The sequence below is a fragment of the Rhizobium sp. USDA 3886 genome, from assembly GCF_056279785.1.
The window spans coordinates 1,379,162-1,392,928 of the sequence record NZ_JBWCDC010000001.1; the positions used below are offsets into that span (position 1 = coordinate 1,379,162).

Consider the following 13,767-nt stretch of genomic DNA (forward strand, 5'->3'; position numbering starts at 1 on the left):
CGGCGTATTACTGCGCCGCTTCTTCCGTCATCCTGGCGTCGGAATAGACCTGATTGCGGCCCTTGTGCTTGGCCATATAGAGAAACTGGTCTGCGGCGTTGAGATAATTTTCGAAGGTCTCGTAGCCCGAGATTTCAGCAACGCCGATCGAGATGGTGAGCGACAGTTCCTCATCGTCGGCAGCCACCTTCAGCCGTGAAATATCCGAGCGGACTTCGTCGCAGAGCTTCGTTGCCGCAGCGGAATCCATCATCGGGAAAAGGATGGCGAACTCCTCGCCGCCGAGGCGTGAGAGCAGGTTGTCGCTGCCCTCGAAGATGACGGCAAGCCGATTGGCAACCGCCTTCAGCACCTCGTCGCCGATCTCGTGGCCATAGGTGTCGTTTAGCCGCTTGAAATGATCGATATCGAGGATGGCGACCGAACTCAGCGATTTCTGCCTCAAGCACTCGTTCACGACCTTGGGCCCGTAATCGTAGAAATAGCGGCGGTTGTGGAGACCGGTCAGGTAGTCGCATGCCGCTGCCGCCCGCAGCTGCTTCATCTGCGTCAGCGTCTCGACATTGTTGGCAATGCGGCACTGAAGCTCCTCGGCCACGAACGGCCTGTAGACGAAATCGCTGGCTCCGGCCTTCAGGAAGCTCGCAGACAGCAAACGGTCATTGGAAGACGAGATACCGATGACCCGCATCCGGTCGGAACCGAAGCGATGGCGGATACGGCGCGTTAACTCATAGCCGGTCATATCCGGCATATGGTGGTCCGTCACCACGAGCTCGATATCGCTGTAGGCCTCAAGCGCCGCAAGCGCCTCCAGCCCTGACGTCGCCTCGACGACCATATATTGCTGCGCCTTCAGGAGATCGACGAGCACCTGGCGCGCGGACGGAACGTCATCGGCGACGAGGACGCGCATCTTGCGATTCAGTATCGCCCGCCGAACGGTCGCGACCAGATTGTCGAGCGCGAATTCATTGTCCTTCAGGACATAATCGATGACGTTGCGCTCCAGTATCCGGTTGCGCGTCGCGATATCGAAGGTCGCGGTGAAGACGATCGCGGGGATGTTGTGCTCAATCGTGCAGTCGAGTGCCTCGCCATAGGGCGAATCCGGCAAATTCAGGTCGACGACGGCCATGGTGTAGCCCTGACCATCCTGCGCCAGCGCGTCCTGCAGTGCCTTCAGCGAAGAACATGATTTGACGTTGAGGCCGAGTTCGGTCTGAAACCGGTGGCAGAGCACTGCGGAAAACATCCGCGAATCTTCAATCAGAAGTATTTTCTGGCCGCCGAAGCGCGGACCTGAGCCATCCCGATTGAAATCCGCCTGAAACGCCATGCAGCCGCCTACCCTCCCCAGTGCACGGATGACCCGAATCGGCCTTCCTTGCAGCGGTGCCGACGATAGCCGAGAGACCGTGAAGGTTGAAGATGCAGAACGGTCGCGCAGTAACCTGCAATTGTAAAAATTCGAAATGTCGTAACAACTGCCAAGGCGCCCTGGATCATCCGGGAGCCCTCCTGTCGCCGTGTTCTACCTCCGAATCAGGCAACGGCCCGCTCCCTCTTCATCGTCTGGATCTGGAGAAGCGTGTCGAGGTTCTGATTGACGCGGCAGTAGAACTCCTCGTCTATGAACGGACGCAGCATGAAATCGTTGCCGCCCGCCTTGAGGAAGCGCGCCGAAAGCAGCCGGTTGGACGAGGACGAAACGCCGATGATGCGCAGCTGATGCGAGCCGATATTGGAGCGGATGCGCCGCGTCAGCTCGAAGCCGTCGATATCGGGCATGTTGTAATCGGTGACCATCAGGCCGATGTCGCGATTGGCCCTCAGGATCTCGAGCGCCTTGGCGCCGCTCTCGGCAACGCTTACGCGGAAGTTATAGCGCTTCAGGCGGCTGGAGAGCAGCGCGCGCGCCGTGGCGCTGTCGTCGACGATTAGCACGTGATGGCGCTTGTTGGTGAGGAAGCGGCAGATCGCTTCCGCGAGCAGATCGACTGCGAAGATGTTATCCTTGAGGATGTAGTCGACGATATCCTTCGACATCAGCTCGTCGCGCAGACCCTCATGGAAGGTGCCGGTAAAGACGATGGTTGGAATGCTGAGATCGACCAGATATTCCAGCGCCTCGCCCTTTTCAGCGCCGGGCAGATTGATGTTCGATATCGCCAGCATGATCGGCTCGGAAGACTTGTCGTAGGCGAGCTGCAGGTCATCGAAATTGCGGCAGATCTCGACGTCGATATCGAAAAGCTCTTTCAACCGCTTGCTGATCATCGACGTAAAGACATTGGAATCTTCGGCGAGAATAATACGCGCACCAGCAAACATCTCTCCGGAATACTGCATTCCCGAAATGCCTAAAAATGACATAGCAAACCTTTTAATGGAAAATTCTGTCCCCGGTCGAAACCGATACATGAATTCATTTGAGTAAGTATTAATCGACATAGCGTGAAACCAAGTCAGTCCGCGAGGCGGGCTGCGATTCGTCGATTTATGCTTAAGAGACTATGCGCGAAGTGCTGTGCGGCGCGTGCTACTTGAAGACCGCCGAGCCTTTGACGATCTCGATGGTCTCGCCGCCGCCAAGGCCGATGCGGTCGCCGTCCGGCGTCGTCATGAAGCAGCCTGCGGCGCAAAGCGTCTCTGACACACCAGCATCTACGACGACCTCGACGCGGTTGCCGCCTTCGGTGACGATAACGATGACTGGTGCGGGATCGGTGTTGGTGATTGTCGCCGCATATGCGCCCCCGGCGGCGAAAAGCGAAAGAAGCAGAACCGTGGCAAATCTTGCCATTCAGTGCGGCGCAGTGATGCGCCCTCCCCTGGAGCGTCTCGGCGCTGCTGCCCCCAGCAGCGAAATCCCGATTGCCCAGGCGTTATAAGCGAAAGCCTCTGAACGATCCCTGAATAAAATCCTTAGATTTTGCGATTGCCATCGGCCGTCTTGCCGCGCAAATGGCGCACCGCTCCGTCGTCGGTATCGTCATCGGGCTGTTCGTCTACTTTTATCGCGGAAGGTTCTGGCGCCGGAGCAACGACATCGTCGCGATGAAAAATGACATCGCTCTGCGGCAATGGGATTTCGATTCCTTCCTGCTTGAAGCGCTTGAGGATGGCGACACGCAGGTCGTTACGCACCTTCATGCCCTCCCCCATGTCCGCCAGCATGAAGCGCAGTTCGAAATCCAGCGAATAGACGCCGAAACGCAGGAACTCGACATGCGGCTCCGGATTGCGCAGCACGAACGGCGCCTCGTTGACCAGTTCCAGCAGGATATCCATGACCTTCTGCGGATCGGCGTCGTAGCTGACGGAAACTGGGATCTCCGAACGGCCGACCTTGTTGCGATGCGTCCAGTTGCCAACGGCAGCATTGATGAGTTCGGAGTTCGGCACGATGATCGACTGCTTGCGGAAAGTCTCTATCTCCGTCGCACGCACAGAGATACGCGTCACGATGCCTTCAGCCGTTCCCGATACCACGTGGTCGCCCACCTTGAAGGGCCGTTCCACGAGCAGGATCAGACCCGACACGAAGTTCGAGACGATGTTCTGCAGGCCAAAACCGATACCGACCGAAAGCGCCGAAGCGACAAGCGCAAGGTTCGAAAGATCGATGCCTGCCGCCGAAACGCCGAAGATCGCTGCGACGGCAACACCCAGATAGCCGATGCCGGTCTTGACGGAATTGCGCACGCCCAGGTCGACATGGCTTCGCGCCATGACGTTGGTGTCGAGCCAGCGCTGAACCCACCGGGTCAGGAAATAGCCGCCGGCGAAAAGCAGGATACCGGTAAAGATGCCGAGCAGCGAAATGTTGATGCCGCCGAGGCGGACCTCCGTAAAAAGACGGTAGGCGATCAGCTGAAGATCCTGGATATGGAAGCCCCAGAGCAGCAGGATCAGCGGAATGCCGGTCAAGAGCGCGACGGCATAGATCGCAAGGCCTACTGCGAGACCGACCTGGTCGATCGCTACCGGCCCCATGTCGAAGCGGTTCCTTAGGAAGCGGCCGATGAAGGTGTCGCCGAAACTCTCCTGCTTGGAAATCGCCTTGCCCGAGAGCAGTCCGATATAGGTCGTCACGACGATCGCGCCGGTGATGATGAGCTGCGTGGCGACGAAGCGTGCAAGACCGACATAGCCGGTCAGTGCCGTGACGATGAGGCCGATGCCGAGAAGGCGCAGGATGATGGCCATGCCGCGCGGCCAGTGGCGGCCCGGTGCATCGGGATCGCCGTCGCGTGCCAGCATTGGACGACCAAAGGAGGCCGCAATCAGGATGAGGCCGATGATCAGCGCGGCAATAAAGCTTCTGACGACAGTCAGAACCAATGGCGAGCCCATCGCTTCGCTGATGCTGCCGAACAGATAGTCGAGCGCATTGACGATCGCCATCGCCAGCAGGCATGCGCCAATCGATTGCGCGCCGCGGTTCGAAAGACGTACGAGGCGCCATTGCGGCTCGCCCGGAGCAAAGACCGCATTGCTGAAGCGCCCGACGAAATAGATAAGTCCGATTGCCGCGAAAAGCGCGCCGATGACCGGCGCGATGTCCGGCCTCAGCACATTGAAACTGTTGAGGAAAATATATGAGGTCACCAGCACTGCGGCAAGCGCAAAGGTGCGGATCAGCGTCGACCAGAAGGCAATCGAGAGCCGGCTGATATAGGAGGGATTCTCGATCCCATCGTCCCGCGTCAGGTAGCGGCCGAACATCCGGTAGCCACCTGAAAGCATGACCAGGCCTGTCGCGAGCGACATGAAGATCGCGGCGAACATCGGGAAACGCTTGAACTTCCATACGAAGCTCAGCCAGCTCGACAGCGCCTCCCGGAACTCGCCAACCTCCGCGACAAAGGCGTTGGCCGCATCGTCGAACACGGATATCGAAACCTCGGTGCGCCTCAGCAAAGTTTCAGCAAAAAGCCGCCGGCGGGTCTCGGCAACTTCGTTCATCAGCTGGTTGACGGCCACCGAGAGGGTTTCCGCATCGCCGGTGACGGCATTGATCTGCGCACGTTCGGCCGTCAGCGCGTTTCGCTCGTCGGTGACGATCTGCGCTTCCGGCGGCTGTCCTTCCTTCGGCGGATCGCCGAGCTCGGTGAGACGGTGCTTGATCTGGTCGAAACGGGGGCGGAGTTTGACGGAGGTCGCGAGTATGTGGCGTCCCAGTTCATCCACCTGCGTGGATAGGCCAACGAGGGCGTCGTCGTTGTCGGCGCTCTGCTTTACGCTGTCCTGAAGCGATGTGAGCTTCGCCTTGGCCTTTTCGATATCCTTGACCGCTTGATCGAGCCCCGAATCCGCAAGGGGAGCCGGCGCCTCCGCCTGCGCCTGCGGTTGCTCCTGCGCAGCGGCAAAGCCGCCATGCAGGCTGGCAGCCGATACCGCAAGCATCAGGTAAAGAAACGTCCGGAGCAGAATGATTGTCAGCCGCAAAATGTCCCCGCAAGGATTCGCTTCATCAATGAGGCCTGCTTCTTATCGCAAAGAAAGGCGACAGAAAGGCGGAAGTTGCTTTCGCCGCTCAGAAACCGGCGTCGGGCCGGGCGAGATATTCCAGTTCATCGACGGTCGAGTCTCTTCCGATGATGGCGTTGCGGTGCGGAAACCGGCCGTAGGCAGCGATCACGTCGCGATGGCGGATGGCATAATCGAGATACTCGGCATCGCCGAGCGCCTGAAACAGCATCACCGACCTCTCCTGCTCCGCCATATCCTCAGCATGCTCGAAAGGCAGGTAGAAGAACGTCCGGCATTCCTCGCCAACGAGCCGGTCGGCACCAGCATCGATCGCCAATTTCGCCTCGCGAAGCGCCAATCCGTCCGTCGCAAACGCAAGCGGCGTATTCCGGTAGATATTCCGCGGAAACTGATCGAGCACAACGACCGCGGCGAGCCGGTTCTCAGGGCTTGCACGCCAGGCGCCGATCACGCCGCCCGCCAGCGCCAGGTGCGTATCCCGGAAACGGTCCCGAATTTCCTCATCGAGTGACAGCGACGTCTCGAACCACTGCTCACGGCTGCATTCCTCGAACCAGAAGGAGTACACCTCCTCAGGCGTGCATATCTTGGCCACCGCTTCCTCCCCTGCGCCGGTCAGTCGACGGAAAAGACCAGTATGGCCCGCGTGCCGTGATGCGCCGGGTCATAGGTCAGCTCCGATTTGAGGCTTGCCGCCATCGCGGTCAATATCTTCGTGCCGAGGCCGGTCCCCTTCGCGGGGCCGGAATGGTCGAAGCCGGCACCGTCGTCCTCCACGGCGAGACGCAACTGCTCGCCCATCTGTTCGACGATGACCCTGACCTCGCCCTGCACGCCTTCGCTATAGGCGTATTTGAAGGCGTTGGTGACAAGTTCGCTGACGATGAGGCCGAGCGTGACCACCTTATCCGTCGGCAGATTGACGGGCCGTGCGGCCAGCACGACGCGGTGCGGCCGCTTGTCGTCGCGGATGGAGGCCTCGAGCTCGTTCAGAAGGTTCTCGAGATATTCGTCGACTTGAACCGTGCCGATCTGGCGGTTGGTGTAAAGGCGCCGGTGAACGCTCGCTATGGCATTGATGCGCATCTGCGTTTCATGCAGTGCGTCGATCGCCACCCGGTCCGTCGTCATCGACGACTGCATGCGGATCAGCGCACCGACAAGGCCGAGACTGTTCGCGATACGGTGATTGACCTCGGCGAGCAACATCTCGGCGCGGTCCCGCTGCTGGCGGATCACCTCCTGCGCATCAGCCGTCTCGCGCCGGAAGCGCGCGCGCTCCAGCGCTTGCTCCAGCGTCGCCGCCAGCAGATCGAAATAGTCGGGGGAGTTGCTCTTGAGAACATGGCCGCCGGCGCCGGCCTTCAACGCAGCCACGGCAATGCCGTTATCGCCGGAAACGGTCGCATAGATCACCGGGGGGTGATCCGGCAAGGCGATCAATTGCGGCAGGATATCGAGTCCGCTTTCCGCTCTCAGGACATGGTCTAGCACGACCGCATCGATATCGCCTTCAGCGATACGCCTCAACGCGGTGGCACCGTCTCGCGCCCATTCCACCTCGAAACCATGGCGGGCAAGATTCTCTTGCATCCGCAGTGCAAACGTCTCGTCGTTATCGATGGCGAGGATGCGGATTTCGGGCTCCGCACTGCTAGCATGTTCACGCATTTGGCCTCCGGACTCTGCCAAGCTGCCACGCAACTGTCCGGCGGCCGGATCGTCTGCATTCGAATGTCGTAGTGCATCGGCCATTGCGCGTAAACGGCGGCAAAGCCTCCGTCCCCCTGCAAGCCTTCAATCGAAGGAAGTTCGTATCTGAAATCATGCCGGCAATATGACCCTGCCCGCTGAAGACATTGCGGGACGAAAATACGCTACGAACGCTGAAAGATGCGCAAACCCGAAACTCAACGCAGCCGGATCGAAATGGTTCCATCGCCTTCACTTTTTTTGGAAGCGCTTGTGCTTGGAGACTTCCGCGCCGGCATCTGCAGGCAGACTGAAAAAGCGCAAGGACGATATGATGCCCATAAGGCCGACCGCCAGAAAGGCCCAGCGGAAATCGACAAGCGCAGGCTCCGGTGCTGAACGAAGCGCGGTTGAGACATTGAGCAGCGCCGCTGCAACAGCAACGCCGAGCAGCATGGCGGCCTGCTGGAGCATGCTGGACAATGTCGAGGCGGAGCTGCGCTGCGCCGGGCTGATATCGGCGAAGGCGAGCGTGTTCAGGGCGGTGAATTCCATCGAGCGCGAAAGACCGGCCGCAAGCAGGATCGCGTAGATTACCGCCAGCGGCGTAACCGGCGTGAAAAAGCCGCACGCCATGATGCACAAAGCCGCGATCAGCCCGTTCACGCAAAGAACATTGCGGAATCCGAACCGGGCAAGCAGCGGCGTCGTCACCGCTTTCATGCCGAGGTTACCGAGAAAATAGACGAGCAGATATGTGCCGGCGGCAATCGAGCTCAGTCCGAAACCTAGCTGGAACAGCAGCGGCAGCAAAAAAGGCGTGGCGTTGATCGCGACCCGGCAGGCCGTGCCCGCCGAGAGCGTCGACATCGCAAAGGTCTGGACTTTGAAGGCCGAGAGATCGAGTAGCGGATTTTCCACCTTCAGGAAATGCCGGGCGGCCATGACGGAAAGCACGATGCCTGCGGCAAGCATTGCAAAGACGGGAAGCAGGCTGCCCTCCCACTTCACGGAGAGTTCGAGCGCGGCAAGCACGAATGTCATGCCGGCGCCGCTTAGAATAAAGCCCAGCATGTCGAGACGGCCCGGGTTCTCCTCGCGCTGCTCCGGTACGAAGCGCAGCACGAGCGCCATGCCGAGAAGGCCGATCGGAATATTGATCAAGAAATTCCAGTGCCAGCTTGCATAGGTCGTGATGAAGCCGCCGAGCACCGGCCCGATAACCGGTGCCGTCAGCGCCGGCCAGGTGATAAGCGCGATCGCATTCACCAGCTCGGATTTCGGCGCGCTCTTCAGGACGATGATGCGTCCGACCGGCGTCATTAGCGCGCTTCCCGCACCCTGGATCGCACGCGCGGCGATGAATTCCGCAAGGCTGCCGGAAAGTCCGCAGAAAAGCGAAGCGCCGGTAAAGACCCCGATCGACGCCAGAAACACCCGCCGTGCGCCAAAACGGTCGCCGAGCCAGCCGGAAAGCGGGATGAAAGCCGACATCGTCAGCATGTAGACGGTGATGCCGATGCTCATCGAGACCGGCTGCACGTCAAAGCTCGCCGCCATCTGCGGCAGCGATGTCGCGACGATCGTGCCGTCGAGAATCTGCATGAAGAACGATACGGCAACGACCAGCGCCACGATCTTCGCCTGGCCTCCGCTTGGCGCTTCGCCCGCTTTTTCACTCGTCTGTACTGTCGTCATCGATATGCCGTTGCGCATTGCAGGAGGAGATTCATATCGCCGCTGGGAACCGGGCAGGCAGGAGTCGGTACCCTGAATACGCCCCTTGCGCCGCCGGGAAAAGTTAAAAGGTCCAAGCCGCTTGCAATTTCCGGTTTCCCGCGCGATCCGGTGCGCATCAACGGCACAAATTGGCTTCACAAGCGTTTTACGATGATCGGCGGCAGTTTTCGCCGCCGGAATTTCGATCGAGGGCATTTCGATGACGCCGGAAGACCGACGCGCTGTTTTCAGCCACCGCAGGATTGCAGCCATAGTCAAGGGAATAACGCGGGAAGACGGAACCGACATTCCAATCACCGGCAAGTCGCTTGGCGAGGCAATCCTCTTCGTCTCCGAGGAGGCGGCAACCGATGCGTCGAACGTGCATATCATCTACGGTGAACACGGCTCGTTAAGCTACACGGATTGCCTCAGCATCTACCGTGAATACGGCGCAGAGCTTCGTAGCGAACGGATGTAGACAGCCGGATGGGTTGCCCATTCGCATGGCAGCTATTCGCAACCGCATCTGCTCTCCGTAGAGATTTTTTCGTATTCGGGGATAACGTCCTCAAGTTCGATTCGAGAACATGTCCCCCATACATTCGCCGGTCCGCGGTGTCCTCGTCGCATTCGCGGCCTACGCCGTCTTCGCTTTCAGCGATGCCTCCATCAAGATCCTTCACGGCGCGATCCCTTCCTATCAGGTTGGCTTCATCGGCGCCGTCTTCGGGCTGGTTGTCCTGCCGGTCGTCAAAGCGCGGGACGATTCCTGGCTCGATGTTGCCAGGACGTCGAACCGCACCCTTTGGGCGCTTCGCTTCGTCTGTGGAGCGATCGGCGCGATCGCCTCGATCATCACCTTCACGAAGCTGCCGATGGCGGAGGCGTTCTGTCTCCTCTTCCTGCTGCCCTCCTTCGTGACGATCCTCTCGGTCATCTTCCTCAAGGAGGATGTACGCTGGCAGCGCTGGACGGCCGTGATCGTCGGCTTCATCGGCGTGCTGATCGTGTTGAGGCCGGGCTTTCGCGAATTGTCTATCGGCCATCTAGCCGCCGCCATCGGCGGCTTGAGCGCGGCCATCTCCATCGTCATCCTTCGGGCGATGGGGCCGGCCGAAAAGCGTATTTCGCTTTATGGCGCGGGGCTCATCGGAACACTGACCGTCAGCGGCCTGCTGATGCTTTCCGACATTGCTACTCCGACGCCGCGCGAGTGGCTCTTCATGGCGAGCTATGGCATTCTTGGGGCGATCGGCAATGTGCTTCTCATGACGGCGGCCCGATTCGCGCCGGCAAACCTTGTCGCACCGCCGCAGTACAGCCAGATGATCTGGGCAATCGCCTTCGGCTATCTCATCTTCGATGACACCATCGATCTCCCGATGGCCGCCGGCATCGTGCTGATCATCTGCTCGGGCCTGCTGACCCTTGCCCGCGAGCGCAAGCGCGGCACGCCGCTTCCGGCCGCTGTCGTCTCGGTGGACAATCAGGCTCCCGTTTCTGCAACGGCAGAGCTTGCGGAAGCCGGCTTCGAGGGCGTGGAACGTCCAATTGCGGAGTAGGCCCGCGATCGTCATAGTCCGGCCCTCGCTCGCTGCTATTCGAAAGCCGGAACAGTTTTTTCGCTCCGTCGGCACGGGAACAATCCGGAGAGGCGCTTGTTCCTGACAAAAGAGGGAGTTTCATGATTGATAAAAGCAACGGCCGTGGCAAGCCGTCCACCCCGCTATCACCTGTGGAAGAAGAAAAGCGCCTGCTGGCGGAGGAGCGCCGGAGCTGGCTGATCTGGACCTTCGGGATTGCCGGAGCGATCGCCGTTGTCATCGTCGTCGGCAGCATAGCCATTTCACCCGGCCCTGATCAGGCTACGACCGGATCTACCAAACACCCGCCGCAGGTTGAAGCGCCGGCACCCTGATGGAGTGAATGCCGGTCGACAGCATTCCGACTTTCATGCGCGGTCTTTCGGCTGTATGACGCGACGACAACGAAAGGAAGCCGATGGCCGCGCGAGACCGTTTTTCGAAGAAGCTGACCTGCCCCCAATGCGGCAATACCGGTTTTGCCGAGGCCTCGGAGGACGACCACCATTCGCGCAAGCATCCCGCATTTCGTGTCGATCAGCTGCCAAAAGGCTTCTTCGAGCAAAAAAGCTCGAACTTTCAGGAAACCTATATCATTCGCTGCGAATGCAGCCGCAAGTTTCCGTTCCGCGCACTGACAGAGAAGACCGCCTGAAACGGCTCAGGCGAGACCCAGCGGAACTTCTGCGACCTTGCGGCCCGGACCATAATCGCGCTCGTGCGAGGAACGATGGCGCTCATTACGGCGGGCGCTGAAATCGATGCGGTTCGATTCGAAAATGCCGTCGGGATAGGTTCCGGTGTCATCGGTTTCGACTTCGGATTTGGCGGTAACGATTTTAAAGATCATGGGCTCCTCCAGTTCGCCGCCTTAACGGCTGACGGCGCGCTTCCGTTCCTTCATACGCGCGAGATAGTTAAAAATTAACCATACTCGAGAGGCGGAAGATTGAATCTGCGGACACCCGAATTGCCCAACGAAGAGCACGGCACCGCAAGAACCGATCGAAGTTATTTCTTGCGACTGCAACAGACTTACTTTCGTTTCCGGCATTCTCGTCATTGCAAAGAAGTGGTATCCTCGCTTTGGCAAAAAAAGAGGGGGAATCTCATGCCACGCTTAGCAGAACTCTACTTCAAGACCGCAGTCGTCTTCTTCATTGTCGGGATCGCCATCGGTTTGAACATGGCCATTTCCCATGATCATTCTGTCATCGGCGCCCACGCCCACTGTAATCTCTTGGGCTGGGTCAGCATGGCGATCTTTGGAGGGTATCACGCGCTGAACCCGAAAAAGGCGGAACGCCGTATCGCGCTGATCCAGTATTACATCTACACGGCGGGCCTGACGGTGTTGGTCCCTGCGCTCTACCTGATGCTGCGGGGGAACGCGGCCATGGAGCCGGTCGTGGCCGTTTCGTCGCTGATCATCTTCGCCGGCGCGTTGCTTTTCGCCTTTATCATCTTCTCACCCAAGGAACCGGCAATCACGCCGTCAGCAGCGCCACTTCGGTAAGATCAATGCCGGTAGGCAAGCGAGGGACGGCCACCGCCCCTCGCCCAAGCCTATCTTTTTCTCGAGCCAGCAGACAGCACGCGATGCGACGCGTCGTCCATCGCGCGGCTCGCTTCCTGGCCGTCACGCTTCAGGCCCCAGGCCGTATTTCCGCAAGACGAAAGCAGCAGCGCCGAGAGGCAGGCAAAAACGAACGCGGATTTCGGCATCGATTTCCCCCCAATAGGAATTGGCAACGTCCTGAACATGTTACGCCGCGCAACAAAATCAATACCGTACTGGAAGCGCGTGACGGTTTCTGCCGGCTGGGCGGTCTCTGCCTTGGTCAATTACGAGCGTGAGCCTGAGAAGATCCATATGACAAGTGGATGCCTGAAAACGGGTCGCCGTAAAACTCTGGCGTTCGCGTCCGGGGTTTGTCATCGCTGACGAGAACGGCGTGATTGCCTTAAGGGGCGGCTAAGCGTACTGTTATTTATCGGCCCGATAATTCAACCGGGTGCCCGGGCCGATTGAGAGACGGTCTGCTCTTGCCTGAAACAGGAGAGCTGTCATGTCTCTTTTCGAATTGTGTTCCTTTACCGATGATGACATTGAACTCGTAACGTCTGCAGTCGGTCGTTGGTCAGACAGGAATCATGTCGATGTCAAAAGCGAACACGGCAAGGCCGCGCTAACGCAGGCCATCGCCCTCGTCAGCTCTGGCATAAGATTGCCGGAGGACATTGTGGCGCGGCTCGATGAGGTTTGCGCGCCGCCCGCCCCCGAGTACCCCAAGTCTCTTTTCGGCGAGTAGACGCTAGTGGCGACGAGGTAGCCCTTCGTTGTATGGCGCTAGCGTCCTAGAATGATTGCTTCAATCCGCCGAATCGCATCGGCAAAGCTTACGCCCATCGCGATATCGCCGGTTCCGATGACGGCAAGCGCTCCAATCCCCATCAGCTTCCAACGCTGAACATCATCGGTGACCTTTCGCATTTCCGGAAGAATGGCCGTGACGCTGCCTAAAATAGCGGACCACTTCGGTGCAATCGATAATTCCAAATGGCTAATATATAGAGCAGGTTCGCCGTGATATTCAGTTCGTTTCCAGTTGTGAATTGGGTCACGGAGGGTAAGATGTTTCGATTGAGCTTTCGGTTCGCATTTTTAGCCGTCTCTGCATTGGGTCTGCAGCCGTCCACGGCAGCGGCTGCCGACGATACGAAGATTGCGCGCGGCGAATATCTCGTCACGATCGGCGGCTGCAACGACTGCCACACACCGGGATATTTCTTCGGAAAACCGGACAGCTCGCGATTTCTGGGAGGCTCGGATGTCGGTTTTGAAATCCCGGGGAAAGGCGTTTTCGTTGGCAGCAACATTACGCCTGATAAGGAGACCGGCATCGGCAGCTGGACCAGTGAGCAGATCGTGACTGCGATTCAGACCGGGCAACGGCCCGACGGTCGCGCCCTGGCGCCAATCATGCCGTGGCACGCATTCGCGCGGCTCACCGAAGAAGACGTGACATCGATTGCAGCATTCCTTCAAAACCTGAAACCGGTAAGCCACCAGGTACCTGGTCCTTTCAAGCCAGGGGAGAAGGTTTCAACCTTTATGTTCCGGATCTTGCCGCCGGGTGAAACCGCAGCCGCCGCGCCAAACTAGGAGGTAACGGATGCCGCGAGAAGGTGACGGTGGTGTTCCCAAGCTTTGAGTGCATTGGCGGAAGATAGACCGATTCAGACAGCCGCGCCGTACGTGCGCTACTGC

At 59.1% G+C, this 13,767-nt stretch carries 17 protein-coding genes; 7 read left to right on the top strand and 10 right to left on the bottom strand.

Going from position 1 to position 13,767, the window contains the following annotated elements; translation table 11 throughout:
• Positions 1-7: 7 nt before the first annotated feature.
• The 7 genes from ACZ9BX_RS07165 to ACZ9BX_RS07195 form a co-directional block, all read right to left on the bottom strand.
• Entirely contained in the window at positions 8-1,339 is a 1,332-nt protein-coding gene (locus ACZ9BX_RS07165; RefSeq protein WP_476216750.1) for a diguanylate cyclase, read from the bottom strand.
• 206 nt (positions 1,340-1,545) lie between these two features.
• On the bottom strand, positions 1,546-2,376 hold the full coding sequence (locus ACZ9BX_RS07170; RefSeq protein WP_132567966.1) for a response regulator: 831 nt from the start codon (positions 2,374-2,376) through the stop codon (positions 1,546-1,548).
• 166 nt (positions 2,377-2,542) lie between these two features.
• Positions 2,543-2,806 (bottom strand): hypothetical protein, encoded by a 264-nt coding sequence (locus ACZ9BX_RS07175; protein WP_476216751.1) that lies wholly within the window; start codon positions 2,804-2,806, stop codon positions 2,543-2,545.
• 122 nt (positions 2,807-2,928) lie between these two features.
• A complete protein-coding gene (locus tag ACZ9BX_RS07180; protein ID WP_476216752.1) occupies positions 2,929-5,454 on the bottom strand; it encodes a mechanosensitive ion channel domain-containing protein in 2,526 nt (841 codons plus the stop codon).
• A gap of 88 nt (positions 5,455-5,542) precedes the next feature.
• Positions 5,543-6,094: a DUF924 family protein gene (locus ACZ9BX_RS07185; RefSeq protein ID WP_476216753.1), complete on the bottom strand. Its 552-nt coding sequence runs from the start codon at positions 6,092-6,094 to the stop codon at positions 5,543-5,545.
• Positions 6,095-6,114: 20 nt separating this feature from the next.
• On the bottom strand, positions 6,115-7,170 hold the full coding sequence (locus tag ACZ9BX_RS07190; RefSeq protein WP_476216755.1) for a sensor histidine kinase: 1,056 nt from the start codon (positions 7,168-7,170) through the stop codon (positions 6,115-6,117).
• A gap of 273 nt (positions 7,171-7,443) precedes the next feature.
• Positions 7,444-8,889: an MFS transporter gene (locus ACZ9BX_RS07195; protein ID WP_476216757.1), complete on the bottom strand. Its 1,446-nt coding sequence runs from the start codon at positions 8,887-8,889 to the stop codon at positions 7,444-7,446.
• A gap of 241 nt (positions 8,890-9,130) precedes the next feature.
• On the opposite strand from ACZ9BX_RS07195, the gene ACZ9BX_RS07200 reads away from it, so the two are divergent.
• The 4 genes from ACZ9BX_RS07200 to ACZ9BX_RS07215 all read left to right on the top strand — a co-directional run bounded on the left by ACZ9BX_RS07200 (position 9,131) and on the right by ACZ9BX_RS07215 (position 11,151).
• Positions 9,131-9,391 carry a hypothetical protein gene (locus tag ACZ9BX_RS07200; RefSeq protein ID WP_027508945.1) on the top strand — a complete coding sequence of 87 codons (261 nt, stop codon included), beginning with the start codon at positions 9,131-9,133 and terminating at the stop codon, positions 9,389-9,391.
• A 109-nt stretch (positions 9,392-9,500) separates the two neighbouring features.
• Positions 9,501-10,475, top strand: coding sequence for a DMT family transporter (locus ACZ9BX_RS07205; protein WP_476216760.1), 975 nt, complete (start codon positions 9,501-9,503; stop codon positions 10,473-10,475).
• Positions 10,476-10,597: 122 nt separating this feature from the next.
• On the top strand, positions 10,598-10,831 hold the full coding sequence (locus ACZ9BX_RS07210; protein WP_476216762.1) for a hypothetical protein: 234 nt from the start codon (positions 10,598-10,600) through the stop codon (positions 10,829-10,831).
• 83 nt (positions 10,832-10,914) lie between these two features.
• Positions 10,915-11,151 carry a hypothetical protein gene (locus ACZ9BX_RS07215; RefSeq protein ID WP_087000016.1) on the top strand — a complete coding sequence of 79 codons (237 nt, stop codon included), beginning with the start codon at positions 10,915-10,917 and terminating at the stop codon, positions 11,149-11,151.
• A gap of 6 nt (positions 11,152-11,157) precedes the next feature.
• On the opposite strand, the gene ACZ9BX_RS07220 is transcribed toward ACZ9BX_RS07215, so the two are convergent.
• Positions 11,158-11,346, bottom strand: a complete 189-nt coding sequence (locus ACZ9BX_RS07220) for a hypothetical protein (RefSeq protein ID WP_476216764.1) — start codon at positions 11,344-11,346, stop codon at positions 11,158-11,160.
• A 261-nt stretch (positions 11,347-11,607) separates the two neighbouring features.
• Between ACZ9BX_RS07220 and ACZ9BX_RS07225 the strand changes: the two genes are divergently transcribed.
• On the top strand, positions 11,608-12,012 hold the full coding sequence (locus ACZ9BX_RS07225; protein WP_027508941.1) for a hypothetical protein: 405 nt from the start codon (positions 11,608-11,610) through the stop codon (positions 12,010-12,012).
• A 50-nt stretch (positions 12,013-12,062) separates the two neighbouring features.
• Here ACZ9BX_RS07225 and ACZ9BX_RS07230 read toward each other — a convergent pair whose 3' ends face one another.
• The gene (locus ACZ9BX_RS07230; RefSeq protein ID WP_132567982.1) at positions 12,063-12,221 is read right to left on the bottom strand and encodes an entericidin; all 159 of its coding nucleotides are present in this window, start codon (positions 12,219-12,221) and stop codon (positions 12,063-12,065) included.
• 344 nt (positions 12,222-12,565) lie between these two features.
• Between ACZ9BX_RS07230 and ACZ9BX_RS07235 the strand changes: the two genes are divergently transcribed.
• The gene (locus ACZ9BX_RS07235; protein WP_476216766.1) at positions 12,566-12,808 is read left to right on the top strand and encodes a hypothetical protein; all 243 of its coding nucleotides are present in this window, start codon (positions 12,566-12,568) and stop codon (positions 12,806-12,808) included.
• Positions 12,809-12,846: 38 nt separating this feature from the next.
• On the opposite strand, the gene ACZ9BX_RS07240 is transcribed toward ACZ9BX_RS07235, so the two are convergent.
• Positions 12,847-12,990: a DUF1515 family protein gene (locus ACZ9BX_RS07240; RefSeq protein WP_476216768.1), complete on the bottom strand. Its 144-nt coding sequence runs from the start codon at positions 12,988-12,990 to the stop codon at positions 12,847-12,849.
• Positions 12,991-13,131: 141 nt separating this feature from the next.
• Between ACZ9BX_RS07240 and ACZ9BX_RS07245 the strand changes: the two genes are divergently transcribed.
• Entirely contained in the window at positions 13,132-13,662 is a 531-nt protein-coding gene (locus tag ACZ9BX_RS07245; RefSeq protein WP_476216770.1) for a c-type cytochrome, read from the top strand.
• Positions 13,663-13,767 lie beyond the last annotated feature (105 nt).

Excerpts from the sequence above, each read along its gene's own strand:
- ACZ9BX_RS07240 (WP_476216768.1), bottom strand. The coding sequence starts at position 12,990 with ATGCGAAAGGTCACCGATGATGTTCAGCGTTGGAAGCTGATGGGGATT.
- ACZ9BX_RS07165 (WP_476216750.1), bottom strand. The coding sequence starts at position 1,339 with ATGGCGTTTCAGGCGGATTTCAATCGGGATGGCTCAGGTCCGCGCTTC.
- ACZ9BX_RS07175 (WP_476216751.1), bottom strand. The coding sequence starts at position 2,806 with ATGGCAAGATTTGCCACGGTTCTGCTTCTTTCGCTTTTCGCCGCCGGG.
- ACZ9BX_RS07245 (WP_476216770.1), top strand. The coding sequence starts at position 13,132 with ATGTTTCGATTGAGCTTTCGGTTCGCATTTTTAGCCGTCTCTGCATTG.
- ACZ9BX_RS07210 (WP_476216762.1), top strand. The coding sequence starts at position 10,598 with ATGATTGATAAAAGCAACGGCCGTGGCAAGCCGTCCACCCCGCTATCA.
- ACZ9BX_RS07230 (WP_132567982.1), bottom strand. The coding sequence starts at position 12,221 with ATGCCGAAATCCGCGTTCGTTTTTGCCTGCCTCTCGGCGCTGCTGCTT.
- ACZ9BX_RS07200 (WP_027508945.1), top strand. The coding sequence starts at position 9,131 with ATGACGCCGGAAGACCGACGCGCTGTTTTCAGCCACCGCAGGATTGCA.
- ACZ9BX_RS07225 (WP_027508941.1), top strand. The coding sequence starts at position 11,608 with ATGCCACGCTTAGCAGAACTCTACTTCAAGACCGCAGTCGTCTTCTTC.
- ACZ9BX_RS07215 (WP_087000016.1), top strand. The coding sequence starts at position 10,915 with ATGGCCGCGCGAGACCGTTTTTCGAAGAAGCTGACCTGCCCCCAATGC.
- ACZ9BX_RS07220 (WP_476216764.1), bottom strand. The coding sequence starts at position 11,346 with ATGATCTTTAAAATCGTTACCGCCAAATCCGAAGTCGAAACCGATGAC.
- ACZ9BX_RS07170 (WP_132567966.1), bottom strand. The coding sequence starts at position 2,376 with ATGTCATTTTTAGGCATTTCGGGAATGCAGTATTCCGGAGAGATGTTT.
- ACZ9BX_RS07190 (WP_476216755.1), bottom strand. The coding sequence starts at position 7,170 with ATGCGTGAACATGCTAGCAGTGCGGAGCCCGAAATCCGCATCCTCGCC.
- ACZ9BX_RS07195 (WP_476216757.1), bottom strand. The coding sequence starts at position 8,889 with ATGACGACAGTACAGACGAGTGAAAAAGCGGGCGAAGCGCCAAGCGGA.
- ACZ9BX_RS07235 (WP_476216766.1), top strand. The coding sequence starts at position 12,566 with ATGTCTCTTTTCGAATTGTGTTCCTTTACCGATGATGACATTGAACTC.
- ACZ9BX_RS07205 (WP_476216760.1), top strand. The coding sequence starts at position 9,501 with ATGTCCCCCATACATTCGCCGGTCCGCGGTGTCCTCGTCGCATTCGCG.